Source organism: Mesorhizobium sp. L-8-3 (assembly GCF_016756615.1).
In the GTDB taxonomy this organism is placed as follows: Bacteria; Pseudomonadota; Alphaproteobacteria; order Rhizobiales; family Rhizobiaceae.
In genome coordinates this window covers 6,648,682-6,672,850 of sequence record NZ_AP023262.1, presented here as the reverse complement: position 1 = coordinate 6,672,850, position 24,169 = coordinate 6,648,682, and the positions used below count along the sequence as shown (strand labels likewise).

The 24,169-nt window shown below is 64.8% G+C and carries 26 protein-coding genes; 15 read left to right on the top strand and 11 right to left on the bottom strand.

Annotated features, from left to right (window positions below; translation table 11 throughout):
- The first annotated feature begins 107 nt into the window (after positions 1 to 107).
- Entirely contained in the window at positions 108 to 1,043 is a 936-nt protein-coding gene (locus tag JN302_RS30960) for a sugar-binding transcriptional regulator (RefSeq protein ID WP_202330236.1), read from the top strand.
- A 134-nt stretch (positions 1,044 to 1,177) separates the two neighbouring features.
- Here the strand turns inward: JN302_RS30960 and JN302_RS30955 are convergent, their stop codons facing one another.
- Positions 1,178 to 1,996, bottom strand: a complete 819-nt coding sequence (locus JN302_RS30955; RefSeq protein ID WP_202334507.1) for an oxidoreductase — start codon at positions 1,994 to 1,996, stop codon at positions 1,178 to 1,180.
- A gap of 35 nt (positions 1,997 to 2,031) precedes the next feature.
- Entirely contained in the window at positions 2,032 to 2,820 is a 789-nt protein-coding gene (locus JN302_RS30950) for an SDR family NAD(P)-dependent oxidoreductase (protein WP_202330235.1), read from the bottom strand.
- 95 nt (positions 2,821 to 2,915) lie between these two features.
- Here JN302_RS30950 and JN302_RS30945 point away from each other — a divergent pair, with 95 nt between their 5' ends.
- The gene (locus JN302_RS30945; protein WP_202330234.1) at positions 2,916 to 3,494 is read left to right on the top strand and encodes a TetR/AcrR family transcriptional regulator; all 579 of its coding nucleotides are present in this window, start codon (positions 2,916 to 2,918) and stop codon (positions 3,492 to 3,494) included.
- 122 nt (positions 3,495 to 3,616) lie between these two features.
- Here JN302_RS30945 and JN302_RS30940 read toward each other — a convergent pair whose 3' ends face one another.
- The 4 genes from JN302_RS30940 to JN302_RS30925 form a co-directional block, all read right to left on the bottom strand.
- Positions 3,617 to 5,905, bottom strand: coding sequence for a xanthine dehydrogenase family protein molybdopterin-binding subunit (locus JN302_RS30940; RefSeq protein ID WP_202330233.1), 2,289 nt, complete (start codon positions 5,903 to 5,905; stop codon positions 3,617 to 3,619).
- Positions 5,906 to 5,912: 7 nt separating this feature from the next.
- Positions 5,913 to 6,896, bottom strand: a complete 984-nt coding sequence (locus JN302_RS30935; protein ID WP_202330232.1) for an FAD binding domain-containing protein — start codon at positions 6,894 to 6,896, stop codon at positions 5,913 to 5,915.
- 3 nt (positions 6,897 to 6,899) lie between these two features.
- Entirely contained in the window at positions 6,900 to 7,556 is a 657-nt protein-coding gene (locus JN302_RS30930; RefSeq protein WP_202330231.1) for a 2Fe-2S iron-sulfur cluster-binding protein, read from the bottom strand.
- A gap of 128 nt (positions 7,557 to 7,684) precedes the next feature.
- Positions 7,685 to 8,569, bottom strand: coding sequence for a helix-turn-helix domain-containing protein (locus JN302_RS30925; protein WP_202330230.1), 885 nt, complete (start codon positions 8,567 to 8,569; stop codon positions 7,685 to 7,687).
- A gap of 179 nt (positions 8,570 to 8,748) precedes the next feature.
- Between JN302_RS30925 and JN302_RS30920 the strand changes: the two genes are divergently transcribed.
- Entirely contained in the window at positions 8,749 to 10,668 is a 1,920-nt protein-coding gene (locus tag JN302_RS30920) for an adenylate/guanylate cyclase domain-containing protein (RefSeq protein WP_202330229.1), read from the top strand.
- A gap of 90 nt (positions 10,669 to 10,758) precedes the next feature.
- On the opposite strand, the gene JN302_RS30915 is transcribed toward JN302_RS30920, so the two are convergent.
- Positions 10,759 to 11,721: a DMT family transporter gene (locus JN302_RS30915; protein ID WP_202308164.1), complete on the bottom strand. Its 963-nt coding sequence runs from the start codon at positions 11,719 to 11,721 to the stop codon at positions 10,759 to 10,761.
- A gap of 125 nt (positions 11,722 to 11,846) precedes the next feature.
- Between JN302_RS30915 and JN302_RS30910 the strand changes: the two genes are divergently transcribed.
- Positions 11,847 to 12,080, top strand: coding sequence for a hypothetical protein (locus JN302_RS30910; protein WP_202330228.1), 234 nt, complete (start codon positions 11,847 to 11,849; stop codon positions 12,078 to 12,080).
- 176 nt (positions 12,081 to 12,256) lie between these two features.
- Here JN302_RS30910 and JN302_RS30905 read toward each other — a convergent pair whose 3' ends face one another.
- Both JN302_RS30905 and JN302_RS30900 read right to left on the bottom strand, forming a co-directional pair.
- Positions 12,257 to 12,730: a VOC family protein gene (locus JN302_RS30905; protein ID WP_202334506.1), complete on the bottom strand. Its 474-nt coding sequence runs from the start codon at positions 12,728 to 12,730 to the stop codon at positions 12,257 to 12,259.
- Between the two features lie 384 nt (positions 12,731 to 13,114).
- Positions 13,115 to 14,200 (bottom strand): class I SAM-dependent methyltransferase, encoded by a 1,086-nt coding sequence (locus JN302_RS30900; protein ID WP_202330227.1) that lies wholly within the window; start codon positions 14,198 to 14,200, stop codon positions 13,115 to 13,117.
- A gap of 101 nt (positions 14,201 to 14,301) precedes the next feature.
- Between JN302_RS30900 and JN302_RS30895 the strand changes: the two genes are divergently transcribed.
- The 11 genes from JN302_RS30895 to JN302_RS30845 all read left to right on the top strand — a co-directional run bounded on the left by JN302_RS30895 (position 14,302) and on the right by JN302_RS30845 (position 22,789).
- The gene (locus tag JN302_RS30895) at positions 14,302 to 15,315 is read left to right on the top strand and encodes a GlxA family transcriptional regulator (protein ID WP_244846037.1); all 1,014 of its coding nucleotides are present in this window, start codon (positions 14,302 to 14,304) and stop codon (positions 15,313 to 15,315) included.
- Positions 15,316 to 16,404: 1,089 nt separating this feature from the next.
- On the top strand, positions 16,405 to 16,701 hold the full coding sequence (locus JN302_RS30890; protein ID WP_202330226.1) for a hypothetical protein: 297 nt from the start codon (positions 16,405 to 16,407) through the stop codon (positions 16,699 to 16,701).
- Positions 16,698 to 16,952 (top strand): DUF1488 domain-containing protein, encoded by a 255-nt coding sequence (locus tag JN302_RS30885; protein ID WP_202330225.1) that lies wholly within the window; start codon positions 16,698 to 16,700, stop codon positions 16,950 to 16,952. Before JN302_RS30890 ends, JN302_RS30885 begins: the two co-directional genes overlap by 4 nt.
- A 256-nt stretch (positions 16,953 to 17,208) precedes the next feature.
- A complete protein-coding gene (locus JN302_RS30880) occupies positions 17,209 to 17,418 on the top strand; it encodes a cold-shock protein (protein WP_202330224.1) in 210 nt (69 codons plus the stop codon).
- 117 nt (positions 17,419 to 17,535) lie between these two features.
- A complete protein-coding gene (locus tag JN302_RS38880; protein ID WP_210382569.1) occupies positions 17,536 to 17,784 on the top strand; it encodes a hypothetical protein in 249 nt (82 codons plus the stop codon).
- Positions 17,785 to 17,886: 102 nt separating this feature from the next.
- Positions 17,887 to 18,303 (top strand): hypothetical protein, encoded by a 417-nt coding sequence (locus JN302_RS30870; RefSeq protein ID WP_202330222.1) that lies wholly within the window; start codon positions 17,887 to 17,889, stop codon positions 18,301 to 18,303.
- Positions 18,304 to 18,470: 167 nt separating this feature from the next.
- Entirely contained in the window at positions 18,471 to 18,722 is a 252-nt protein-coding gene (locus JN302_RS30865) for a hypothetical protein (RefSeq protein ID WP_202330221.1), read from the top strand.
- Between the two features lie 185 nt (positions 18,723 to 18,907).
- Complete coding sequence (locus JN302_RS30860) at positions 18,908 to 19,207, top strand: hypothetical protein (RefSeq protein ID WP_202330220.1); 300 nt, start codon at positions 18,908 to 18,910, stop codon at positions 19,205 to 19,207.
- A 161-nt stretch (positions 19,208 to 19,368) separates the two neighbouring features.
- Positions 19,369 to 19,812 carry an SRPBCC family protein gene (locus JN302_RS30855; protein ID WP_202330219.1) on the top strand — a complete coding sequence of 148 codons (444 nt, stop codon included), beginning with the start codon at positions 19,369 to 19,371 and terminating at the stop codon, positions 19,810 to 19,812.
- A gap of 142 nt (positions 19,813 to 19,954) precedes the next feature.
- On the top strand, positions 19,955 to 20,617 hold the full coding sequence (locus JN302_RS30850) for a hypothetical protein (protein WP_202330218.1): 663 nt from the start codon (positions 19,955 to 19,957) through the stop codon (positions 20,615 to 20,617).
- A 411-nt stretch (positions 20,618 to 21,028) separates the two neighbouring features.
- Positions 21,029 to 22,789 (top strand): adenylate/guanylate cyclase domain-containing protein, encoded by a 1,761-nt coding sequence (locus JN302_RS30845; RefSeq protein WP_202330217.1) that lies wholly within the window; start codon positions 21,029 to 21,031, stop codon positions 22,787 to 22,789.
- Between the two features lie 220 nt (positions 22,790 to 23,009).
- Here the strand turns inward: JN302_RS30845 and JN302_RS39675 are convergent, their stop codons facing one another.
- A complete protein-coding gene (locus tag JN302_RS39675; RefSeq protein ID WP_274609237.1) occupies positions 23,010 to 23,135 on the bottom strand; it encodes a hypothetical protein in 126 nt (41 codons plus the stop codon).
- Between the two features lie 13 nt (positions 23,136 to 23,148).
- Positions 23,149 to 24,039: an alpha/beta hydrolase family protein gene (locus tag JN302_RS30840; protein ID WP_202330216.1), complete on the bottom strand. Its 891-nt coding sequence runs from the start codon at positions 24,037 to 24,039 to the stop codon at positions 23,149 to 23,151.
- Between the last annotated feature and the right edge of the window lie 130 nt (positions 24,040 to 24,169).

Genomic DNA, 24,169 nt, shown 5'->3' with positions numbered 1-24,169 from the left:
TGCCGTTACCGGAGGCCTCGCAAGCGGATGGTCCAGAGTGGATAGGTTACAGATGTTACGGTGATGTGACATCTGTAACCGGAGGAAAAGAGGGAGGGAATCGCCGCATGGACCAGCAGCAGCTGATGGTGAAGGCCGCGTGGCTCTATCACGTGGAGGGTCTGACCCAGGCGGATATCGGCGAGCGCATGAACCTCACCCGCCGCCGGGTGAACGAGCTTCTCGCCGCGGCGACGAGGGAGGGCGTCGTGAGGATCGGCTTCACTTCTCCGCTTGCCGAGAATGTGGAGCTCGAAGCGCGGCTGTGCGAGCGCTTCGGCCTGGAGGAGGCCGTCATCGCGCCGACGCCGGGCGATCCGCGGCTGCTGCATGCGGTGCTGGGCCGCGCCGCCGCGGCCTATCTCGACCGGCTGATCCAGTACCGCAGGCCGGCCTCGATCGGCGTCGGCTGGGGCTCGACGCTGCGCGAGACGGTCCGGCAGATGACGCCGGCCAGCGAACCGGCGATCGACGTCTGCTCGATGATGGGCGGTCTCACCCGGGGATCCGAGATCAACACCTTCGAGATCGTGCGCGGTTTCGCGCAGGTGCTGCAGGCGCAGTGCAACTATTTCGCAGCGCCGATCTACGCCGAGAGTTCGCAATCGCGCGACGCCATCATCTCGCAATCGGTGTTCGAGAAGATCTTCCGCCGCATAGTGGGCGTCGACATCTCCTTCCTGAGCGTCGGCGACGTGTCGGACCAGTCGCTCCAGGTGCGCTACGGCCTGCCGCCGGGCACGTCCCCGGCCGATCTCCTTGCCGCCGGCGCCGTCGGCGACCTCCTGGGCCGATATCTCGACGCGGAGGGACGGCCCGTCGACCATCCGCTCAACAGCCAGGTGCTCTCGCCCGAGCTCGACGACTACCGGAACATCGCCTGCCGCATCGTCGCCTCCGGCGGCCGCCACAAGCACGCCATTCTTCGTGCGACGGCCCGGGCCGGGCTGGCGACGGTCATCGTGACGGATGCCGACAGCGCGAAAGCCCTGCTGGATGGCTGAAATCCGGGTGAAGCCGGCCTGCAGGGCCTGGATGCACCAGCCGCCGCCGGCCGGGGAGGGCGGGCATCGACCGCTCTTCCACCAGGGCTGACGTCGGGCGCTTTGGTCGGCGAGGGTGTCGACGGTCCGCGGAGCTACAGGACCGGCAGGCCAAACTGCTTGCGCAGGCTCTTGTCGAACATTTCGGCGGGCACGAAGCGCCGCGCGAGACTGACCTGTTTCGCGGCCTTGCCGGCAGGATAACGGCGCTTCGGGCGCGCGACGGTCGCGGCCATAACCACGGTGTCGGCGACCACTTCCGGGGGATCGCCAGCGGTCATTGCATGCTGAACAAGCTTGTCCACACCGGCCCTGGCCTCGTCATATTCTTTCAGCATGGCGTCCGGCTTGAGGGCAGCCTGATCGAAGGAACTCTTGGTGAATGCCGGTTCGATGAGCGTCACGCGGACGCCGAACGTGCGGGTCTCGTGGTCGAGCGACTCCGAATAGCCTTCGACCGCATGCTTGGTCGCGCCGTAATGGGCTGAATAAGGCGCGGGCAAGAAGCCGAGAACCGAGCTGATATTGACGATATGTCCCCGACCGCTCTTTCTCATCGACGGCAGGACGGCATTGGTCATGCGCACGAGGCCGAAGAAATTGACCTCGAACAGGGACTTTGCCTGCGCGACCGACGACTCCTCGGCTCCGCCGAAAAGGCCGAGGCCGGCGTTGTTCACCAGGAGATCGATTCGGCCGGTCCGCGACAGCACCTCGGAGACGAACTCATTGACCGATGCCTCGTCAGTCACATCGCAGACCAGCATGGTGACCTGTTTCGGCCCGTTTCCAATTGTCCGGCGGCTTGTCCCGAATACCGTGAAGCCCGCCCGCGCGAGCGCCTCAGCGGTGGCTTTGCCGATGCCCGAGGAGGCTCCAGTCACGATTGCGACTTTTCCTGATTGCTTACTCATTGTTTCATCACCGGTTCTGGTCGTTCTTCGTGCCGTCAAGCGGCGGTTTGATAGCGCTCGGCCGGTTCGGTCTGCGCAAAATTGGGCAACATTGCCTGGCGAGCGGCGTCGAAAGCGCTCCACTGGGCAGCCTCGGGCAGCGGCGGAATGGTCACGGGCTCTCGGCGGTCGAAACCGACCAGCGCGGCATCGACCAGCTTGCCCACATCCATCACACCGTGAAGCGTATCGACGTCGACGCCTGCGTGTTCCCAGATCTCGGTGCGGGTTGCGGCAGGCAGCACCGCCTGGACGTAGACGCCTTTGGGTGCGAGTTCGACACCAAGTCCCTGAGAGAGGAACAGCACGAACGCCTTGGTCGCGCCGTACACGGTGGCGCCCATTTCCGGCGCGAGACCGACCACCGAGGCGAGATTGATGATTGCGCCGTCGCCGCTCTCGGCGAAGCGCGGAGCGGCCGCGTTGGCAAGCCTGGTGAGAGCCGTGACGTTGAGCGTGATCAGTTTCGATAAACTCTCGCCGTCTTGCTTCAGAAAGCCGCCGGGAATGGCTGTGCCGGCATTGTTGACCAGCACGCCAATGCGCGCATCCTCGCGCAGGCGCTGCTCGATGCGGGTGAGGTCTTGCGAGTCGGTCAGGTCAGCTTGCACCACATCCACACCGACACCGGTCTCACTCCGGAGGCGCTCGGCCAGCGCGCCCATGCGCGCCGAATTGCGCGCAACCAGCACGAGGTCATGGCCGCGGCGCGCAAAGCGATCCGCATAGACGGCTCCGATGCCTGAGGAGGAGCCGGTGACAAGGACGGCGGGCTTCATGCTCATGAGAATGCTCCTATGCCTTATTCATGATAACCATCATGTATTTTGATATATGATGACCATCATGTATATGTCAATCGGAATCCGAGGAGACGACGATGAGAGTGAGCCGGCAGCAGGTCCTGGAGAACAAGCGAACCATTCTGGAAGCCGCCGGTCGGCTGTTCCGTGAGCGTGGCTTTGACGCCGTCACCGTAACGGATGTCATGAAAGCGGCCGGGCTCACGCATGGCGGGTTCTACGGCTATTTCAAGAACAAGGATGATCTGATCGCCCGGACCTTGGCCGAACTACAGGGGGAAACCGAGCCGCCATCCGTCGATCTGGCGACCCTTGCGGAGCAATATCTGTCACCCGAGCACCGAGACAATTTCGCTTGCGGCTGTCCGGTTGCTGCGCTCGCGTCGGAGATCATCCGCCAGCCCGGCGGAGCCCGCGCCGAGATGACAGCGGGGCTCAAGCGTCAGATCGAGCGCCTCAGCCAGGTCGCCCCTGGCTCGGGTCAGGCATATAGGCGCCGCGCCGCGATCGGCAGTTGGGCCGCCATGGTGGGCGCCCTCATTTTGGCGCGCATGAGCGACGATTCAGAACTTTCGAACGAGGTCCTCACTGAGACGCGAGCCTGGCTCGACGCGCAGGACCAGAGAGAGCCGAAGCCCGACAATGGCGGCTCGTGAAGAGAATATCGGCTTTCGATCAATCGCCGTTCGTTCCGCATGGCGGCCGTTCGTGCCGGCCGCAGCGGGCGGCCGTCTCCACCCGGAGCAGCCGTCCGCGTCGGGCACCAGACGTCAAGCCTTCACCACTGGATAGCAGCCGTCGGCAGATGCGGCAGCAGCTTGTCCAGGGTGATCGGATATTCGCGCACGCGCACGCCGGTTGCGTTGTAGACGGCGTTGGCGACCGCCGCGCCGGCGCCGCAGACGCCGAGTTCGCCCAGACCCTTCGCTCCCAGCGGATTGGCCTTGTCGTCGTGCTCCTCCAGAAACACCACCTCCATGTCGGGCACGTCGCCGTTCACCGCGACGTGGTACTCCGCCAGATCGTGGTTGATGAAATGACCGTGATGCCGGTCGAGCACCGTATTCTCCATGAGCGCCGCGCCCAGACCCCAGGCCATGCCGCCGAGAATTTGCGAGCGGGCGGTCTTTGCGTTGAGGATTCGGCCCGCTCCGATCACGGCGAGCATGCGCCGCACACGGATTTCTCCCGTGTCGCAATCGACCGCGACCTCGGCGAAATGCGCGCCGTATGAATGCTGGGACCAGTCCTTGTAGAGATCGTTCTGCCTGAAGGGCTGAACCGCCCCTTCCGCCTCGATGCCGTCGGGAGCGACGCGGCGAAGGAGATCGGAAAGGCGCTCGGCCCGGCCGCCGATCCGGACCTCCCCTCCGGCGAAGCTCGCCTCCGTGCCGGCTGCGTCGTCACCCGGCAATGCCGCCTGGACGATCTTCTCTCTCAGTTTCGAGCAGGCGTCGTGGACGGCCGAACCGGAGCTTGCCGCACCCCACGAGCCGCCCGAGCCCGCCGTGCGCGGGAAGCTTGAGTCGCCAAGTTCGACCCTCACCGCGGAGAGGGGAACGCCCAGGACGTCGGCCGCGATCTGGGTCAGGATCGTGTAGGTGCCGGTCCCGATATCGGTCATGTCGAGGCGGACGGTCACATCGCCCGTCGCGTCGATGGCGACCCGGGCGGCGGCGCCGCCGATATAGTTCGGCCGGATGGCGGCGGCCATGCCCAGGCCGATGAGCTTTCGCCCCTCCTGCACACGCGCCGGCGTCGCGCCGCGCCGTTCCCAGCCGAAGCGGCGCGCACCTTCCTCCATGCAGGCGACGAGGTTGCGCGTCGCAAACGGGACGCCCCGTTCCGGGTCCTCGGCCGGTTCGTTGCGGCGGCGCAGTTCGATCGGGTCGAGGCCGAGACGGTCGGCGAGTTCGTCCATGGCGCATTCGAAGGCGAGCATGCCCGGCGCTTCGCCCGGCGAGCGCATCCATTCGCCGCGATTGAGGTCGACGGGGACCAGCCGGTGACGGGTCAGCCGGTTCGGCGCCGCGTAGAGCGAGCGGGCAAAGACCGCGGTCTGCTCGCAGAACTCTTCGAAGCGGGAGGTCGCCGACCAGACATCGTAGCCCATCGCCGTCAGGCGGCCGTCGCCGTCTGAGCCGAGGCGGATCTGATGGATCATCTCCGCGCGGTGGCCGGCATTGGCGAACATCTGCTGCCGCGTCAGGGCGATCTTGACCGGGCGCTGCAATTCCCTCGCTGCCATCGCCGCGAGCACCGTATCGGGGTGGACGATCAGCTTGGCGCCGAAGCCGCCGCCGACGAACGGGCTGACGATGCGCACATTTTCCGCCGGAATGCCAAGCGTGTTGGCGAGCCCGGCCTGAAAATTGGCGAGCGTCTGCGCCCCCGTATGGATCGTCAATTGGTTGCCCGACCACACGGCCAGCGTCGCGTGGGGTTCCATCGGGTTGTGGTGCGCGTAGGGCGTTCGGTATGTCGTATCGACCGTGACGGCGGCGCTTGCGAACGCGCCCTCGAAATCGCCGATCGCGCTGTCGGTTTCGAAGCCCGCATTTGTGCGCCCCGGCGCATATGCTTCGCCGAGGCGTCCGGCCAGTTCGAAGGCGCCTTCATCCCTTTCGTAGCTGATCCTTATCAGTCCAGCGGCCGCCCGGGCCGCCTCGAAGGTCTCCGCCACCACGAGGGCCGCCGGTTCATCGTAGTACCGCACCCGGTCGGTCGAGAGCATGGGCCGGGCGCGGGTGAAGACCTCCGGCACGGTCGGCGTGACCGGCGGGCCGAACGCGGGTTGCACCGGGGCATTCCTGAGCGTCATCACCTTGATGACGCCGGGCGCCCGCTCCGCCTCGGTGGTGTCGATCCCGACGATGCGGCCGACCGCGATCGCGGCCCCGAGAATATGGCCATAGGCAGGCCTGCCGCCGTGCTCATGCTCATAGGCATAGGTCGCGCGGCCTGTCACCTTGAGAGGTCCGTCCACGCGGGCGAGTGGCTGGCCGATGAAGCCGCGGGGCGGGTTCCCGCCCGTCTTCGCGGTGGTCTTCGCGCTGCTCTTGGTCATGGTCGCCTCACGCTTCTGCGGCGGTGGCCAGTGCATGCCGCACCGTGCGCTTCGCCAGGGGAATCTTGAAATCGTTGCCGCCGCGGCCGACAGCACCCTGGAGTGCTGCTTCCGCCGCCGCGACGAAAGTCCGGTCCGATAGCTCCTTGCCGACGAGCCAGCGCTCGGCTTCGTCGGCGCGCCACGGCTTTGCCGCAACGCCTCCCATGGCGATGCGGGCCCCTCGCACATGAGCGCCGCCCACATCGATCACCACGGCAGCCGACACGAGCGCGAAAGCATAGGAGGCGCGGTCACGCACCTTGCGATAGATCTGACGGCCGGGCGGCGGGGGCGGCACCGTCACGGCAGTGATCATTTCGCCATGCGCGAGCTCGGTTTCTATATGCGGCGTGCTGCCCGGCAGCTTGTGGAGGTCGCCTGCCGGGATCATGCGCGTTTCGCCCTCCGGCGATACGGTTTCGACGTGCGCGTCGAGCGCGGTCAGCGCCACCGCCATGTCGGAGGGATGCACGGCGATGCAGGCCTCGCTGGCGCCCAGTATGGCGTTCATCCGGTTGAAGCCCCCGAGGGCGGCGCAGCCCGAGCCGGGGTCGCGCTTGTTGCACGGCACGCTGCGGTCGTAGAAGTAAAGGCAGCGCGTACGCTGCAGAAGATTGCCGCCGGTGGACGCCTTGTTTCGGATCTGCCCGGAAGCCCCGGCAAGAAGCGCCTGGGACAGGACCGGATAGCGTGCCCTGACCCGCGGGTCGGCCGCAAGGTCGCTGTTGCGGACCTGCGCCCCGACGCGAAGTCCGCCGTCGGGCGTGTCCTCTATCCGGTCGAGCGGCAACCGGCTTATGTCGACCAGATGCGCCGGCCGCTCGATCTCGAGCTTCATGAGGTCGAGCAGATTGGTGCCGCCGCTGATAAATCTCGATTCCGGCCGGGCCGCGACCGCGGACGCGGCCTGCCGTTCGTCGGTTGCGCGTTCATAGGTGAAGATCCTCATGACTCACGCCCTCCCGACGACGTCGCGAATGGCGGCGACGATGTTGGGATAGGCGGCGCAGCGGCAGATATTGCCGCTCATCCGTTCGCGGATCTCCTCGTCCGTCAGTGCCGGCGTCCCGGCCGACACGTCGGCGGTGGCATGGCTTGGCCAGCCGGCCTCGGCCTCGCGCAGCATCGCCACCGCCGAGCAGATCTGCCCCGGCGTGCAATAGCCGCACTGGAAGCCGTCACGCTCGATGAAGGCGGCCTGCATCGGATGCAGGTCGTCGCCGTCGGCAAGTCCTTCGATCGTGGTGATTTCGTCGCCCTCATGCATCGCGGCCAGCGTCAGGCAGGCATTGATGCGGCGGCCGTTCACCAGCACCGTGCACGCGCCGCACTGGCCGTGGTCGCAGCCCTTCTTCGATCCCGGAAGCGCAAGATGGTTGCGCAGCGCGTCGAGCAGCGTCGTCCGGGGGTCGAGTTCCGCAGCGCGCTCCTCGGCATTGATCGTAAGCCGCAGCGCGATCTTCGGCAGCGGCGCCGGTGCCGGTGCCGGGGCGGCTGTTGCGGATGCCGCCGCCGCCGGCAGGCCGGCCGCCAGCAGCAGGCCGGTGGCCGCGCTCCCCTCCAGCAAGGTACGGCGGGTCAGTGCTGCGCAGTCGCTCGGATGTCTCATGGGCTGTCTCCGGTTCCATCGCGACGGGATCCGGTTCGCCCGCATGCCGCAAGCGCACCGGATCTGCCGTCCGGAGCTCGAAATGGTGACGTGACCCGCGGCTTTCTTTCGAAAAACCGGAGGGCTTGTCAGGATTCGGGAATAAAGTTCGTCCGATAGGCCTGCGGAGCGATCCCCCTCAGGCGCCGGAATGTCGAGGTGAAGTGGCTCTGGCTGGAGAAGCCCAGGCGAATGGCGACATTGCCGATCGCCTGGTCGGTTCCGCCCAGCAGGATCTCCGCCTGCCGGATGCGTTCCTCGATCACGAAGGCATAGGGTGCCAGCCCGGTCGCCGCCTTGAACCGCCGGGCGAAGCTGTCGACCCGCATGCCGGCGACCTCGGCCAGTTCGCTCAGCGATATGTCGGAGCCGATATTGGCATGGACATAGTCCCGCACGCGCGCCAAGGCGGGCCGCGACAGCGGTTCGCGGCGCGCCTCGCCCCTGCGGACATTGTTCAGCGCGCCCAGCCGAAGCATGATCAGCGCCGTCAAATGTTCGACATAGGCCGCCGACGGCTTGTGGCCGGGCGACGTCTCGGCGCACAGCGCGCGCAACAGCGACGCGATCACATCGTCGCGGCCGTTGACCAGCAGGCGCAGGTCGCCCGCGCATTCGCAGCCGGGCAGATCCAGGCCCGGATCGATCCACAGCGCCGAGTAGGATAGCTTCGTGTCGCGGTACACGCCCTCGCGCTCGACGCCGGCCGGAACGAAGGTGATGTCCCCCGACCGGTCGCGGCCGTCATAGACATCCTTCCCGTCGGACCTGACATAAGTCTGCGACGTGTGCCCCGCCTCGGTCAGCACGACCAGATGATGGGGAGCCGTCCAGCGCAGTTCGGCTTCCCTGCACTCCCAGCGCCGGTTGTCGAGGATTATCGACGAGTTGATCCACGAGGCACTGCGAAGCGGCGAGGCGGAATCTCCGCGGGCCTTTATGCTTCCCTCGCCGAACATTGGTTTGAAAGACATCGCCATCCCAAAAATTGGCTGGATTCCGGCAGCCGCCCGATGCCGGATTTTTTCGCCCAAGTGCATCTTAGATTTGAACCGGGCCGCCCGGGCAACCCCGCCCCGGACACACTGACGTGAATGGCCAGGCAGGCCGACGCATGCTACCTGACCACTGCGGCGGGTTCGAGATCAACGACATGGAACGTAGGCTTGCTGCCATTGTCGCCGGTGACATCGTCGGATACAGCCGCCTCATGGCCGAGGACGAGGCTGCAACCTATGCAGGTTTGCGCAGCGCCTTCGACGAGGTGATCCGGCCCGTCTTCGAGCGCCACAACGGCCGGATGTTCAAGAACACCGGCGACGGTTTCCTGGCGGCATTTCCCAGCGTCAATCAGGCGCTCGATTCCGCGGTCGAGATGCAGGAGGGCTTTGCCGACCTGCCCCTCAAGCTTCGCATCGGGCTCAATCTGGGCGACGTCATCGAAGAGGAGGGGGATGTTTTCGGCGACGGCGTCAACGTCGCCGCAAGGCTCGAAGCCATGGCGGAGCCGGGCAGCATCTATGTCAGCGCCGCGGTCGTGCGCAGCGCCGACAGGAATCGCGACCAGTATTTCCAGCGCATAGGCCATCGCAAGGCGAAGAACCTTCCCGACGCGATCGACGTCTATGTGGTCAGGCCGAAGCAACGGCGCCTGGGTGCGACGGCGGGCTGGATGCGGGGCATCATGCCCGGCGGGCGCCGGGCGATGGTGGCCTGTGCCGGCGGTCTGGCTGCCCTTGCCGTGGTTGCGGCCGCGGCCTCCGGAAACCAGTGGCTGTCGGGCATGACAGCCCGCGTTGCGCCGTCCTGGGCCTGGATATCCGGCGCCGGGAACGCCGACGCGCGGCCTTCCGTCGCCGTGCTTCCCTTCGACAATATGAGCGGCGATCAGGGTCAGAACTATTTCGCCGACGGTCTCACGGAAGATATCACCACCGAGCTGGCGCGGAACGCCGACCTTCAGGTCATCGCCCGCAATTCGTCATTCGCCTTTCGCGGACAAGCCGTCGACATTCGCGAAATCGGTGCCCGGCTCGGCGCCGGATATGTCGTCGAAGGCAGCGCGCGCCGCGAAGGCGACCAGCTCCGCGTCGTCGCGCAGCTTATCGACACCCGAAGCGGAGCGCACCTGTGGTCGCGCAGCTACGATCGGCGGGTCGAGGATGTCTTTGCGGTCCAGACCGACCTGACCTCCGAAATCGTGGCGCACCTCGTTTCCTATGTCCGCGAGTCCGAAGCGGCCGAGGCCGCCGACCGGCCGACCGAAAGCCTGCAGGCCTACGACCTCGTCCTTCAGGCGCGCGACCGGTACAAGCACGGATCGTCCGACGAAACCTCGTTGCTGGCGGCACGCGCGCTCTATCAGCGGGCGCTCGAACTCGATCCGGCCTACGCCGCCGCCCGAGCCTATCTGGGAATGACCTACATTGTCGACTTCGTCCAGGGCGTCAGCGGCCGGGCAACCCAGGCCGACGTCGACATCGGGCTCAGCGAGGCGCGGCAGTCGATACGGCTCAGCCCCGACCTGCCGATCGGATATCAGGTGCTCAGCTTTGGTCTGGCCGCGAAGGGAGAGTACGAGGAAAGCATCAGGGCGGCCCGGCAATCGGTCGAACTCAACCCGAACGATCCGGACAGCCTCATGGCTTTGGCAAAGGCCCAGGTCCGGTTCGGCGACTATGACGATGCCGTCGCCAACGCCGAGCGTGCCCGGCGTCTGCATCCGATGGCGCCCGAATATTATGTCTATGTGCACGGGCAGGCGCTTTACGCGGCGGGTCGCGTGAGCGAGGCCGAAACGGTGCTTGCGGAATGCCTCCTGCGCGCGCCGGCCGAAGCAAGCTGCCTTCTGATCCTGGCCGCCGTCCAGGCCAACCAGGGAGAAATCGACGAGGCGCGGACGACGATGGCGCGATTGCTCGTGGCCGATCCGAAATTCTCGCTTGTGGCCGAACGGGATTACCGCAGGTTCGGCAATTCGCCGCTCATGGACCGCTTCCTTTCCGAACTGGCGAAGGCCGAAGCGCCGGAGACGGCACAGTCGCCGGACCGCGCGAAGGAACGGCCTGCCTGACCGGCGGGAGCAGACGGAGCCGCGGGAAACCTCTTCCACGCAACCGTCACCGGTCCCGGCGGTCGCCCCCAGGCCTTGGTCGCCTCCGCCCTAGCCTGAAGTTTGCGTCTTCGGCTTGAGCAGGATGACGAGAAGCAGGCCTGCGATGATGAGTGCGGCGCCTTCGAGGTGATAGGTCTGCAGCTTCTCGCCGAGGATCAGATAGGCGAGCACGGCGATGAAGATCGTCTGGACGTAGAGGAATACGCCCGCCCGGCTCGCGCCCAGGGCTTCGATGCTGCGATTGAAGAGATAATACATCAGCGCCCCGCCGGGGATCGCCACATAGGCGAGCGCGATGAGCCCGCTGGCGTTGAGCGTCGCGCGTTCGTCGGAGGCAAGCTCGTAGAGATAGAAGGGCAGCGACGTGAGCACCGCTGCGCCCAGAAGCAGCACCAGCAGCGGAAGCCGCTGCACCTCGAATTTCGCCCGGCGGAGCAGCACGGCATAGAGGCTGAAGAAGAACGCGCCGGCAACGATCCACAATTCGCCGGGATTGAGGTCGAGGCGCATCAGCGCGGCCGGGCTGCCCTTCACGAGGATGACCACGATCCCGAGAAAGGCAAGCACCGATCCGATCGCCTGCCAGGGTCCCATCGGCTCGGCCAGGATCAGGCGCGCGAGTATCATGGTGATGATCGGGATCAGCGCGATGATGATGCCGGCCGTGGTGGCATCGGCATGTTCGAGGCCGATGAAGATCATGCCCTGGCAGATCGCGAGCCCCATGCCGCCGACGGCAAGGAGTTCGAGCGGGCGCGCCCGCGCCAGCGCGGCCATGGCGCCGAAATGGCGATGCACGATCGGCAAGAGGATCGCGCAGGCGATCAGCACGCGCCAGAAGCAGAGCGCCCAGGGCGGCATTTCGGTCGAGACCCATTTCGCGGCGATATAGACGCCGGCCGACAGCAGCCAGCACAGCACCGCCACGGAATAGGCGCCCGCAAGCGAATCGCCCGCCGCCTGTTCCGTCCCGACCGTGTCGCGATGAACCGCCAGGAAATGTATCGCCATGCCCCGGTTATGCCACAGCGCCCGCGCGCTGCACAGACGAGAGCGCCCGCGCGCTGCACAGACGAGAGCGCCCGCGCGTTTGCACAGAGCGCTCGCCGGCGTCGGGCGCCATAGTGGATGAAAGCGTGGATCTGATCGCGGCAAGCAGTTCGGCGCTTTATTGGCAGCAGGCCGGGGAACAAGCCGGGCCCGCCTGCTTCGACGGTCGCGCCCCTCATCCGGCTGCCGCCACCATCGCGGGGAGAAGACCGCTGGCCGTGACGACGGCGCTCGATCTGCACCGCCGACGATTGGCGAAACCGGTGGCGACATCGGTCTTCTCCCCGCGATGCGGGGAGAAGGTGGCGGCAGCCGGATGAGGGGCAGTTCTCGGCCTCGCCGAAATCCCGTCCTACCTTCACCGCAGGCGCGTTTCGCCGCCTCGCCGAATCCCTTATCCGATCGCAGCAAAACGACTTTCAGCACTGACAAGGGCGCCGTTCACATCCCGACAACAGCCCTCCGCAACGCACGCGGAACGCCTGCCGCAAAAGCTTCACCCGCGCCGGGCCGCCGCGATCGCGGCGACGTCGATCTTCTTCATATCCATCATCGCGGCAAAGGCACGCTTGGCTTCATCGCCGCCGACCTCCAGCGCCTCGATCAGCACGCGCGGCGTGATCTGCCAGGAGACGCCCCATTTGTCCTTGCACCAGCCGCAGGCGCTTTCCTGGCCGCCATTGCCGACGATGGCGTTCCAGTAGCGGTCGGTCTCTTCCTGGTCGTCGGTGGCGATCTGGAAGGAGAAGGCTTCGGTATGCTTGAACATGGGCCCGCCATTGAGGCCGAGGCAGGGAATGCCGCAGACCGTGAAGTCGACGGTCAGCACGTCGCCCTCCTTGCCGGACGGGTAGTCGCCGGGAGCGCGGTGGACGGCCGTCACAAAGCTGTCGGGAAAAACCTCGGCATAGAAGCGCGCCGCCTCCTCGGCATCCTTGTCGTACCACACGCAGATCGTGTTCTTGGCGATAGCCATAGCTTGTCCTCTCGCTTCTGAAATCCATCCCGGCCCGGTTTCGCACTCCGGCCGGCCGGTGCACCGCACGCATGGAATGCGTTCATGCCGTCGGATGTTCCACCGCCAACGTCTGAAAACGCGGCATCGGAACCTTCAGGCCGGGATGCTGGCCCACACTCAACCAGCGCGATCGTCCTGTGGTCAAGGGTCGGCCGTCCGGCCGATCGCGAGGCCCTTGACGTGCTCGATCACAAGGTTGCCGATCGCCTGACCGCGCTATGGCGCGTAGCAAGCGACCGTCCGGGCCCGCCGGCGCGCCTCCGGCCTCGCCGGGCGGCCTCCGGAGCATCGGAGGCCGCTGCCGATCCGCGCATTTCCTTCGCAAGGGTCCCTGCGTCAGCGCCGCGCGACGAACCACACATTCATCGGGTCGTGCGGCAGGACGGTGCGCTCGACGCTGGAGAAGCCGGCGGCGGCGAGCATCGCCTCGGCTGTTTCCCAGCCCCACATCGTGCCGAGACCCGCGCCGCCCTGGCCGAGGGAGACCGGCATGCAGTGGATGCAGGAGATCGTGTAGAGGAGCGGCGCCATCGGGAAATCGAGGTTGTTCTCGAGCTTCGCCGAGCCGCCGATGTCCTGCATCAGGTAGATGCCGCCCGGCTTCAGCGCGCCGTGCAGCGAGCGGATCAGCGCCTGCGGGTCCTTCTGGTCATGCACGGCGTCGAAGGAACTGACCAGGTCGAAGCGCGCTTTCTCGTCATAGCCGGTGAGGTCGCGCGTCTCGAAGCGGATGTTGGCAAGGCCAGCTCTGCGCGCCGCCTCCGTCGCGAAGCCGATCGCGTCGGCGCACAGGTCGTAGCCGGTGAAGCGGCTGTTGGGGAACCGCTCGGCCATGGCGAGAAGTGCCGCGCCGCGCGCGCAGCCGGCATCGAGCACTTCGATGCCGTCCTCGAGCCGTTCGACCAGCCCCTCGGCGAGGGGCAGGATGACGTCGAAGAGCTGCGCGGTCACGGTCTGTCCGCTGTCCTCGGCCATCACCTCGTGGAAATGCGGATATTCGCCGTATTTCATGCCTTCGCCGGTCTCGAAACATGCGAGCACGCGGTCATGCACGGCGCCCATGAGGGCGACGTTCTGGGCGTAGACGGCGAGGTTGCCGAGCGGCGCGCCGCGCGTCAGGCAGGCCGCGTGCTCGGCCGGCAGGTGATACGTCCTGTTCTCCGGGTCGTAGGCGACGACGCGGCCGGTGACCATGACGGCCAGCCATTCGCGCACATAGCGCTCGGCGAGCCCGGCGCGCGCGGCGATTGCGCTGCTCGTCGCCGGCGGCAGTCCCGCCATGACGTCGAACAGGCCGGTGCGGTGGCCGACCGACATCATCACGGCGACGGCGCCCGAATCGAGAATGCCGCCGACGCGTTCGGCGAAGGTTTCGGCCCTGGCCTGGTCGAAGGCGCGAGCGACGGTTGCTGTTGCGGTCATGACAGCTCCTTTCGTGTTCGAAGGGGTGGCCTACGCTCGCCGCCATCGCGCCGCGAGTGCGGGATTGGACAAAAACGGGGCTTTTGTGCCAAACTCGTTCGATGACGCCCACCAACAACCCGCCGGTGAGGGTCAGCCTGCTGGCGCTCGCCGAAAGCTCGCCCGCGGTGCTCTATGGCCTGTTCGAGGTGTTCCAGGCGGTGGGCGGCATGTGGCGGGAACTCACCGGCGAGGACACAGGGTCGCGGCGCTGGGAGGCGCGTATCGTCGGGCGCGACGGCGCACCCTTCGCCTCCGCCATCGGTCCGCCGATCACGCCGGACACGAGCCTCGCCGACAGTTCTTCCTGCGATATCGTCATCGTCACCGATCTGGCGCTGGCGGCGGACCTGGAGCCGGGCGACTGGGGCGCCGAAATCGCGTGGCTGCGCCGCCGGCACGAGGAGGGCGCGCTGCTGTGCTCGGTCTGCACGGGGTCGGTGCTGCTCGCCGAATCCGGCCTGCTCGACGGTCTCGAGGCGACGACGCACTGGAGCGCCACGGCGATGTTTCGCGAGCGCTATTCGTCGGTGCGCTTGCGCCCGGAACGCATCCTGTGTCCGGCCGGCGCGGGGCACAGCATCGTCACCAGCGGCGGCCCCGGCTCGTGGGAAGACCTCGCGCTCAGCCTGATCGCGCGCTTCAGCGGCCAGGCCGAGGCCGTCCGCATCGCCAAGATCTTCCTGCTCGGCGACCGCTCCGACGGGCAGCTCGTCTTCTCGGCGATGGGCCGCCCGCGAAGCCATGGCGATGCCGTGATCGGCGACTGCCAGGCATGGCTGGCCGACAACTATGCGCGGCCGCGTCCGGTCTCGCGCATGACGCAGCGCTCGGGCCTCGCCGAGCGGACCTTCAAGCGGCGCTTCAAGGCGGCGACCGGCTACGCGCCGGTGGATTATGTCCAGGCGCTCAGGATCGAGGAGGCGAAGCAGATCCTGGAGACCACGGGCGAGCCCACCGACGGCGTCGCCCACATGGTCGGCTACGACGACCCGGCCTTCTTCCGCCGGCTGTTCAAGCGCCGCACGGGCGTCACGCCGGCGCGCTACAGGCAGCGCTTCCGCATGGCGTTCTGACGCACCGTGCACCAGCGTCGATCGGACGCCGACACCGGGCGGAGGCGAGTTCCTCCGGTCAAAGCACGTCTCCCGAAGGTGAAAACCTGTTTCGGGACAAAGTCATGCGCAGAACGATCACCTGAAGCGCCTAAGAAATCGCGACACGCTGCATGTGGCTGCGTCGAGCCTGGCGTTCTCGATGACGGGGCGGCATTTCGCCTGCTGCCGCCGGGAATTTGTGGTGAAAGGTCCCCGATCGCCGTCTCCGCCGTCAGAAACACCGGCGGTACCCGGCACAGCAGGCCGAGGGACGTAGACCGTGAACAGCCAGACACACACGCGCTGGCTCGGCGAACCTTCAACGAGAATAGCCGGTCGGGTTATGCCTGCCATGGCAATCGGACTTCGCATGGGCCGCAATTGGAACGCAATTGTGGTCCATAAGCCTTGATTGATTTGGCCGAAATGGCTCTTCCGCGGTGTCAGAGGCCCTCGACCCGCCATCTCCCCCGGATCTCCGACAGTGGAACGCGTCCCACGGTATATGGCGTGTCGGCATCGGCACGCCGGGCCGTGGTGATTTCGTGGAATTGTCGGCGGATGCTCCTGTCCGGAATGTGCTGCCCCGTCGGTCCGGCCGCCTGCCAGCCGGCCTTTATCCATCTGCCGGTTGTCACCGTCGCAAGGCCCGGCGGGAAAAATGGTGCCGGTCCATCGTGCCGGACTTGAACCGAACTGGCGAACGATCGCGAGGAAGCATGACGATTTCTGCGCACGGCCTCCGGGCACGCCGCCAGCCCGAGACGAAGCCGACCCATCGCTTCCAAATTGGACAGACGGTCCGAATGAGATCGCGGTTCGGCGTCTCTCCAAGAACCGCGGAATTCTATCGCATCACCGGCACGCTCCCGGCGCGAGACAATTCCCCGCAATATCGCATCCGCAACGATGGCGAATCCCATGAGCGGGTGGCGACCGAAGACAGCCTCGAACTTGTTGCTGCACAGGCGACCGTCGGTGTCGGTACCGACGGCGTTGAAAGGACATTCCTCGATGACCAATGGACGCAAACGCAGTGGTCGCGAACACCGCAAGCCGAAGCAGGCGATGACCCCGCTCGATCCTCCATGCCCACTCGCCGACCAGACCGGTTCCAAGGCGAACCGTGATGACCCTGACGACCAGCAGTTCGGCCTTCGCGTGGAGGCCGACCGTACCTGGACCGTCTACCATGTCTTCTCTGGCATCCCGGCGGAAGCCGGCGGCAATGCGATGTCGGGGCTCGATCGTGGCGAAGCGACAAACAGGATGTTGTCGCTCAACCGGCGCACGGTCTTTCGCTCGGGGACGCGCGCCTGGGTGAAGCCGCCCGCATTGGATCCAACAACGGAGTCGCGAAAATGACGCTCACTTTCCCCAATCGGAGCCGCAACTTCGACCAGGCCAGGAAAGGCGTCCGCTTCATTGCCTATGACGGCATGTTCGAGGTTCCGTTCCTCGTCGACGCTGCTGCGCTCGATCACGAAAGCGCGCCGGCGGAAGCATGTCTGGCCGCATTCGATGCCGGGCGAGGGGCCATCCATGATGCTGCCAAGCGGATCTATCACGGCCGACAGCCGGCCATTTACGTCATTGGCCCGGCGGATCTGCCATGAGGCGCAAGACCGCCGGGCAGACCCCGCCGACCGTCCCGGATCAGTGATGCATTTCGCGTGCCGATCATTATTTTCACATTTGCCTTGTTTTGAGAATGTCTGGTGCCTATATTGATATCATCGATCTTGCTTGTCGAACTTTGTTCTTGGCGCTGAGCCGCCGTCGGCGATCTTCCTCTCTCAAAATCGATTTGGACGTTTGTCGCGCATCTTGCCCGGCAAGCAATTCTCTATGACCGATTGAAAGGATATCGTCATGAATACTGGAACAGTGAAGTTCTTCAATTCGACCAAGGGTTTCGGCTTCATCTCGCCCGACAATGGCGGCGCTGATGTTTTCGTTCATATCTCAGCGGTCGAGCGCGCCGGCATGCGCACGATCGTGGAAGGCCAGAAGCTGAGCTTTGAGGTCGTGAAGGACAATCGCAACGGCAAAAGCTCGGCCGAAAACCTTCAGGCCGCGTAACGATATTTCGCTTCTGGTCTGTGACCACGGATGTACTGGCACGGATCGTCGAGGCGTATAGGGAGAGGCCGGGTTCGCCCGGCCTTTTTTGTTTTTTTTGAGCCGAAGGAAATAGACATGAATCGTGCCGTCGCGAAGCAAGGCCTGTTCAAGCCCAACCCGTCCAAAGCAGAGACCAAGGCGGACATCACGAACCACGCTGCGCGGGCGATCACGGGAGATGAAGCTGCGCGCCGCGAAGCCAAGACCGCACGGCTCCGGCAGGCCCGGCTCGAAAGAGAAGCGCAATTGGCTTCGGCGGTTTCACCGGCCGAGCCGCCCCGGGCAAAGACCGGTTCGAAACGACGCGCCAAGTCCTCCAGGTGATGACCGGCCATCGGATCGACCCGAAAACCGTGAGCGATTTCGACCATGCACCGATTGAAGGTGGGTTCGTCTTCACGCGCCCGCTGTAGGGAATGCCGGCGAATGTCCTCGCATCGTTTGACGAATACTGATACGTTCGGATTGTCGGTGGCTTCGTTCAGGGCGCTGCCGGTTGAGGGCGGCCATCGTGCCCTTGCCCCAACCAGCGAGGGAGGACGGATGGCTCCCATCCCGGATCATCGACAGCATCTGACTTCCACAGACATGATTATGATCATGCGTGTGCATGCGCAAGTATGCGCCCGCAATGCGATCGCGGCCCGCAGCCTCGACGCCGAACGCATCGCCGCTCTGCTGGTCAGGGAATTCCAGTACGGCGTCAGGCAGGAAGCGGACCTCCTGGCCGCTTTCACGGCGGACGGAGCATTCAGGCTCAGTGTGCCCGTCGACAGGATGGATCAGTTCATCGGCAACGCATTGGGGCGGTGGGAAGCCGACAACGACACCGCTTTCCATTGACCCTCTCTTCGCTCGGAAGCCATCACCTATGAGATATCTCGCACGATTGACCATGGAGCCGGAAATCGGGCTGCTCCTTCTCACGGTCGCAGCCGTCGCCGGCGCGCTCCTGTATCTCGTCCTGAGCAGCATCACTTTCTGAGCCCCGGCGAGCGTGGAGAGCGTGAATGAGCAACGTGGTGACCCTGCACGGGAACAGGAGATGGAAGGCCCTCATCGAATATCGCACAGATGACGGTCCGAAGCAGGTCGAGCACTATTTCGAGGAGATCGCGGACCTGCATTTGATCATCGAGCATGGTCCCGACTGGAATTTCCTGATCCGTTGTACCGTTACCCTGAACCGCCCGGACGGCGGGGAGGAGCAGAACAGCGTCGAGAAGGCACGTCACCAGGAGCGGTCGCGTCAGCACAGTTGAGCGCTAGGCGAGCGCTGAAGCCGGCTTGCGCCACTCGACGCTCGGCGTGCGTGTGGCGAAACAGCCTGGGGTAATGCCGAAGCAACCGAAAGCTCGCCCGCGGTGCTCTACGGCCTGTTCGAGGTCTTCCAGGGGCGGCATGTGCCTCACCGGCGAGGACACAGGGTCGCGGCGCTGGGAGGCGGATGGTCGGGCGCGACGGCGCACCCTTCGCCTCCGCCATCGGTCCGCCGATCACGCCGGACACGAGCCTCGCCGACAGTTCTTCCTGCGATATCGTCATCGTCACCGACTGGAGACGTCGGGCGAGCCCGCCGACGGCGTCGCCCACATGGTCGGCCACGACGTCCGGCCTTTTTCCGCCGGCTGTTCAAGCACCGCACGGGCGTCACGCCGGCGCGCTACCGGCAGCGCTTCCGCATGGCGTTCTGACGCACCGCACGCCATCGCGGCGCGTCGCGGAGAGCGCATGGCCGGTCCCGTAGCTCGAATATCAGGGAAAAGGAGGTATAAAAGCCGTCCCCGTCGCCTGCCCCCGGCGTCGGAACATTCGCGGATCGGAAGTCGAGGGCCGGCAAATGTTCCCATGCCCTTCCGCCCGGGACGCCGGAACGATCCCGCTGAAACCGAACCAGGAGGAAAATCCATGCCCAGCACCATCCGTCTGCACCGCGTCATCGCCGCGAGGCCCGAGAAGCTCTATCGCGCCTTCCTCGAACCCGATGCGGTTGCGAGCTGGCTCCCGCCATTCGGCTTCACCTGCACCGTCCACGAGCTGGAGGCCAAGGTCGGCGGCAATCACCGCATGTCGTTCCGCAACTTCACCACGGGCAAGAGCCACGCCTTCGGCGGCGCCTATCTCGAACTCGTTCCAAACCAGCGCCTCGTCTACACCGACAGCTTCGACGACCCGAACCTGCCCGGCGAGATGAAGGTCACGGTGGATCTGAACGCCGTGTCGGTCGGCACCGAGGTGAACATCGAACAGCAGGGCGTGCCCGATCTCATCCCCGCCGAGGCCTGCTATCTCGGCTGGCAGGAATCCCTGCGCAAGCTCGCGAAGCTTGTGGAGCCGGAGATCAACGAGTAGGCGAGAGACACGCTTGCTCCATTGCGGCCGGTGACAGGGATCCTGGCCGCAGTGGAGACGTTTCACGCGATACGCTGTAAACGCGCAACCGCCTGAGCGAGAACGGCCATGACGTGTACGCAATTTTCACAGGGCGCCTGACATGGGCACGACTCCTCGCGCGAACCCCACTGGCCTGCGGCAATTCCTCGATCTCGAACAGCAGCGCGATTGGATAGAGGGCAAGGCCGACTTCGCGGACGCGGGCGACCGCTCGGAGTCCCTGGAACAGCGCTTCAAATATGCCGCTCGATTTGAGAAGCTGCTTCGTCGCCCGCAAGCAAAAGAAGTGCTGGAGATTCTAGGCCTATACGGACCAAACTGCATTCCGGTGCCGCGCAAGACCGAGCGTTTTTACTGGTCGGTTTCCTGTCTGCCGTCGACCTCGGACAAGCCGCTGGTCCGCGTCAATGCGAGCTGGATGGAGCTTTTCACGCTCTATGCCCAGGGCGAGGATGTCCGCGCCAGGTTCATCGTGCATCTTTCGGATTTCACGACGGATCGTTCAGCCACGCCTGGCCGAGTGGACGAACCCTTTCTCGAGCAAAGCGTCGCGATGCCAGAGGACGTCAGCTATTTATTCCCGCGTGGTGAGGACATTTTCGGGATAAATGTGCGCGGCTCTGTCTCGATCCGCAAATTCCTCGCGGACCGCCGTGTGCTGCGCGCTATCAGGACGTTCAACCTGACGCACATGAACCGGGGGCGGAACGCCTACCAGGCGAGCCATTGCTACAGCGTGGCGGATTACATGCAGGCAGATTGAGATGTTCCGGAACGCGCGCCATCTTGGCGAACTCGCCGGCGCCGTCGCAGCCGCATTTCGTACGCTCGGAAGAACAATGGAGGCACCTGCGCTGCCTATCTCGGCCCAACGAGGGCGCCGACCCGGCCGGTGTGCGCCGCATATCAGCCATTCAGCTCTCCTTTGCGACCGCAAAAGCTGACATGGGCCAAGCTAGCAACTCGGGAATTCACGGAACGGCGAAACTTTCGTTTCCTCGTGGCACAGAATTGCGGGCTTTAGACCACCAGCACCTTCGTCTTCGTTGAGACGATCAACGGCTGACTTACGATTCCTTCTCGGTCTGTTCGTTGCTTGATATGTGATCGACCCAAAACCCCATCTGTGCGAAGTAACTGATGCGCCGGTAGTTTGAAAACAGCAGACACAGTTATGGAACGCCGCCTCACCGCAATACTGGCCGCCGATGTTGTCGGTTATAGCCGACTCATGGGTCTTGATGAGTCAGGCACACTGTCGGCGCTGAAAGCGCATCGCAGCGAGGTGGCCGACCGCAAAATCGCCGAACACCAGGGTCGCATCGTCAAACTCACCGGTGACGGAATGCTCGCCGAGTTCCCTAGCGTTGTGAATGCGGTAACTTGTGCGGCCGAGATTCAGCGCCGAATGTGCGAACGTAATGTCGACACGCCAGAGGAGCGGCGCATCGAGTTCCGTATTGGTGTGCACCTAGGCGATGTCATCTTCGAAGACAACGACATATTTGGCGACGGGGTCAATGTAGCTGCACGCATTGAGAGTGTTGCGAAGCCGGGTGGCGTCGCCGTTTCCGGTGCGGTGCGGGACAGTGTGGCGAACCGGCTCGATCTCGCCTTCGAAGATACCGGCGAACAGATGCTGAAAAACATCGATCGGCCGGTTCGTATTTTCGATCTCATCCTCTTCGCTGACCCTTATTCCCCCCGAACAGCGCAAGGTCGATCCTCGCCAAAAGCACTAGCCAATGAAGGCGCCTCGATCGCCGTCCTGCCATTTAACAACATGAGTGGTGATCCGGAGCAGGAGTATTTCTCCGATGGCATCACGGAAGACATCATCACCGACCTTTCCAGAATTGCCGGCCTGATGGTAGTGGCGCGAAACTCCAGCTTTGCCTACAAAAACAAAAGTCCCGACATCCGCGTCGTTGGGAGAGAACTCGGCGTGGCATCGGTGCTTGAAGGATCGGTTCGCCGAGCCGGAGACCGCATCCGTATCACTGCCCAGCTGATAGACACCGCTACTGGCGGCCATCGGTGGGCAGAGCGTTTCGATCGCGACCTGACCGATATTTTTGAGCTTCAGGATGAGGTTACCCGCCGAATTGTCGATGCCCTCAAGATCAAACTTCAGCCCGCCGAGGAGACGCATCTGAGTGGAAGCCGCGCTAGCAACATACAGGCGCACGACCTGTTCCTTCGCGGTCGAGAGTTGCTGCTCGGATCAAAAAAGGATCGCGAAGTCTTTGATCAAATCGTCGCGACCCTGAGGCGCGCAATCGAGCTCGATCCCGGTTTCGCGCAGCCTTATGCCGGATTAAGTATGGCTCACTGCCTCGATTTTCAGAACCATTGGACTGGTGCGCTGGATGCACTCGACGTGGCTTCGCACTTTGCCACAGAAGCGGTCGAAAAAGGCCCAAACGACCCTTATGCTCACTACACTATGGCAGTTGTCGAAACGTGGAAGCGAAACCTCGCCAGGGCAAAGGCCGAAACCGAAAAAGCGTTGGTCCTAAATCCGAACTATGCACTTGCCTACGGTACCCGGGGTCTCGTCGATGTTTATCTAGGTCAACCGATCGCGGGAGTTCCCTATATCGAGCGCGCCATTCGCCTGGACCCGATCTTCACGCAACAGTACACACATTTTCTTGGCTCGGCCTATCTGGTGGCCGAACAATATGAGGCTGCTGCGTCGGCGTTTCGCGAGCGAATACGCCTGGCACCGAAGACCGATCTATCACGCGCTTTTCTTGCCTCGTCACTTGGCCATCTTGGGAAGATCGACGAAGCGCGCGGCGTTTGGCATGAGCTAATGATGATAAACCCGCGATACTCCCTCGCAGATCACCTTGGCAGGCTGCCGTTTCAAAACCAAGCCGACCTCGATAGGATCAGCACGGGCCTCTTGTTAGCTGGGCTTCCGGACTGAAAATTCGAATTACGATGACACCCATTGGTCGGCCGCCTGTTAGGAGCACGAATCCTTTTGGCAGCGCTGAGCGCCGTTGGCTTTCGTTGCGTTCCGTCTCGCTGCGTTGCTCGAACCGCGCCCGTTTCTTCAGGTCGCGGCTGCGTTCCAGTGACGGATCACGCCAGTGTCCTGGCGGCGTGGCCGCCCCACAAGGCGGCCGGCACGTTTTCGCTCTCGATCACGTCGAGGATGATGGATGTGCCGGGCCGGGGCGGTCGTCGAAGGTGAGATAGACGATGCGCTCGGCCGCCGCAGCGGGGGCCGAGGCGCAGAGCGGAGCGAGGATCGCGAGTACTACCGTCATACCGTTGCCCCAGTCAGAACTTGGCCTGGATGAACTCGCCGGTCTTGGTGATCAGCTCGTCGACCATGTCGGTGCCCTGGAAGGCGTTGAACACATGGTCCATTGGCCGCACCCACAGTTCCTCCGGCCCCTCGTGATAGTCGAGCAGGATCTGGCCGGCGATCGGCTGCGGATAGACGACGTCGTCCTTGGTGCCGACGGCCACCAGCAGCGGCTCGTCGAACTCCTCCATCTCGGCGACAGGGTCTATCGCATAGAGGCTCTCGAAGAAGGCCCCCTTCAGCGAGATCTCCGCGCCCCAGGGCAGCTTGATCGGGATCGCCGTGTCGCCGGCCGCCAGCCCCTTCTTCATCGTCTCGGCGCCGAGCAGCAGGGCCATCGCCGCCGGCATGTTGGAGCCGGGCGCCCACAGCGCGACCGAGCGCAGGTCGTAGTCCGTGCGGCCGGCGACGGCCGAGGCGACGGCGCCGCCCATGCTCCAGCCCACCACCGCCATGCGGTCGTCGTCGACCTCGTTGCCATTGGCCAGGAAATCGAGCGCGGCGAGCGCGTCCTTCACCTGGCCGCCCAGCGTGGTGTCCTCGAACTTGCCCTCGCTCTCGCCGCTGCCGCGGAAATCGATGCGCAGGCTGGCGATGCCCTTGTCCGCCCACATCCGCGCCGCCCGCTGGAAGATGCCTTCCTTCACCGACGGGATTTCCAGTTCGTCGCGTTTGCCGGTGAAGCCGTGCAGCAGCAGGATGACAGGCGGGTTGGAGACGCCGTCGGGCAGCGCCAGCGTGCCGACCACCTTCTGGCCGTCGACCGGGAAGTCGATGGTCTTCTCCGCGGCCTGGCCGGATGATGCGCTCATGAAAAACGCCGCGGCTGCGGCGGCAACGAGGGACAGTCTGGTCTTCGGCATGCGGTTCTCCTCCAGTGACATGCTACCGCCCATTGAATGGGTAGCACAGCCTTGCCCGCAAGCAAGCCGGTCGGCGCCGAAGAGGGAGGTCGCCATGGTGGAACGGGCGGCGCGGCTGCACCCCCCTCTG

Coding starts and splice junctions, on each gene's coding strand:
- JN302_RS30945 (WP_202330234.1), top strand. CDS start 2,916: ATGAGAGTGAGCCGGCAGCAGGTCCTGGAGAACAAGCGAACCATTCTG.
- JN302_RS30950 (WP_202330235.1), bottom strand. CDS start 2,820: ATGAGCATGAAGCCCGCCGTCCTTGTCACCGGCTCCTCCTCAGGCATC.
- JN302_RS30900 (WP_202330227.1), bottom strand. CDS start 14,200: ATGACCGCAACAGCAACCGTCGCTCGCGCCTTCGACCAGGCCAGGGCC.
- JN302_RS30920 (WP_202330229.1), top strand. CDS start 8,749: ATGGAACGTAGGCTTGCTGCCATTGTCGCCGGTGACATCGTCGGATAC.
- JN302_RS30915 (WP_202308164.1), bottom strand. CDS start 11,721: ATGGCGATACATTTCCTGGCGGTTCATCGCGACACGGTCGGGACGGAA.
- JN302_RS30890 (WP_202330226.1), top strand. CDS start 16,405: ATGACCCCGCTCGATCCTCCATGCCCACTCGCCGACCAGACCGGTTCC.
- JN302_RS30850 (WP_202330218.1), top strand. CDS start 19,955: ATGGGCACGACTCCTCGCGCGAACCCCACTGGCCTGCGGCAATTCCTC.
- JN302_RS30880 (WP_202330224.1), top strand. CDS start 17,209: ATGAATACTGGAACAGTGAAGTTCTTCAATTCGACCAAGGGTTTCGGC.
- JN302_RS30840 (WP_202330216.1), bottom strand. CDS start 24,039: ATGCCGAAGACCAGACTGTCCCTCGTTGCCGCCGCAGCCGCGGCGTTT.
- JN302_RS39675 (WP_274609237.1), bottom strand. CDS start 23,135: ATGACGGTAGTACTCGCGATCCTCGCTCCGCTCTGCGCCTCGGCCCCC.
- JN302_RS30855 (WP_202330219.1), top strand. CDS start 19,369: ATGCCCAGCACCATCCGTCTGCACCGCGTCATCGCCGCGAGGCCCGAG.
- JN302_RS30940 (WP_202330233.1), bottom strand. CDS start 5,905: ATGACCAAGAGCAGCGCGAAGACCACCGCGAAGACGGGCGGGAACCCG.
- JN302_RS30955 (WP_202334507.1), bottom strand. CDS start 1,996: ATGAGTAAGCAATCAGGAAAAGTCGCAATCGTGACTGGAGCCTCCTCG.
- JN302_RS30865 (WP_202330221.1), top strand. CDS start 18,471: ATGAGCAACGTGGTGACCCTGCACGGGAACAGGAGATGGAAGGCCCTC.
- JN302_RS30895 (WP_244846037.1), top strand. CDS start 14,302: ATGACGCCCACCAACAACCCGCCGGTGAGGGTCAGCCTGCTGGCGCTC.
- JN302_RS30935 (WP_202330232.1), bottom strand. CDS start 6,896: ATGAGGATCTTCACCTATGAACGCGCAACCGACGAACGGCAGGCCGCG.
- JN302_RS30860 (WP_202330220.1), top strand. CDS start 18,908: ATGGTCGGGCGCGACGGCGCACCCTTCGCCTCCGCCATCGGTCCGCCG.
- JN302_RS30885 (WP_202330225.1), top strand. CDS start 16,698: ATGACGCTCACTTTCCCCAATCGGAGCCGCAACTTCGACCAGGCCAGG.
- JN302_RS30870 (WP_202330222.1), top strand. CDS start 17,887: ATGTCCTCGCATCGTTTGACGAATACTGATACGTTCGGATTGTCGGTG.
- JN302_RS30845 (WP_202330217.1), top strand. CDS start 21,029: ATGGAACGCCGCCTCACCGCAATACTGGCCGCCGATGTTGTCGGTTAT.
- JN302_RS30960 (WP_202330236.1), top strand. CDS start 108: ATGGACCAGCAGCAGCTGATGGTGAAGGCCGCGTGGCTCTATCACGTG.
- JN302_RS30925 (WP_202330230.1), bottom strand. CDS start 8,569: ATGTCTTTCAAACCAATGTTCGGCGAGGGAAGCATAAAGGCCCGCGGA.
- JN302_RS38880 (WP_210382569.1), top strand. CDS start 17,536: ATGAATCGTGCCGTCGCGAAGCAAGGCCTGTTCAAGCCCAACCCGTCC.
- JN302_RS30930 (WP_202330231.1), bottom strand. CDS start 7,556: ATGAGACATCCGAGCGACTGCGCAGCACTGACCCGCCGTACCTTGCTG.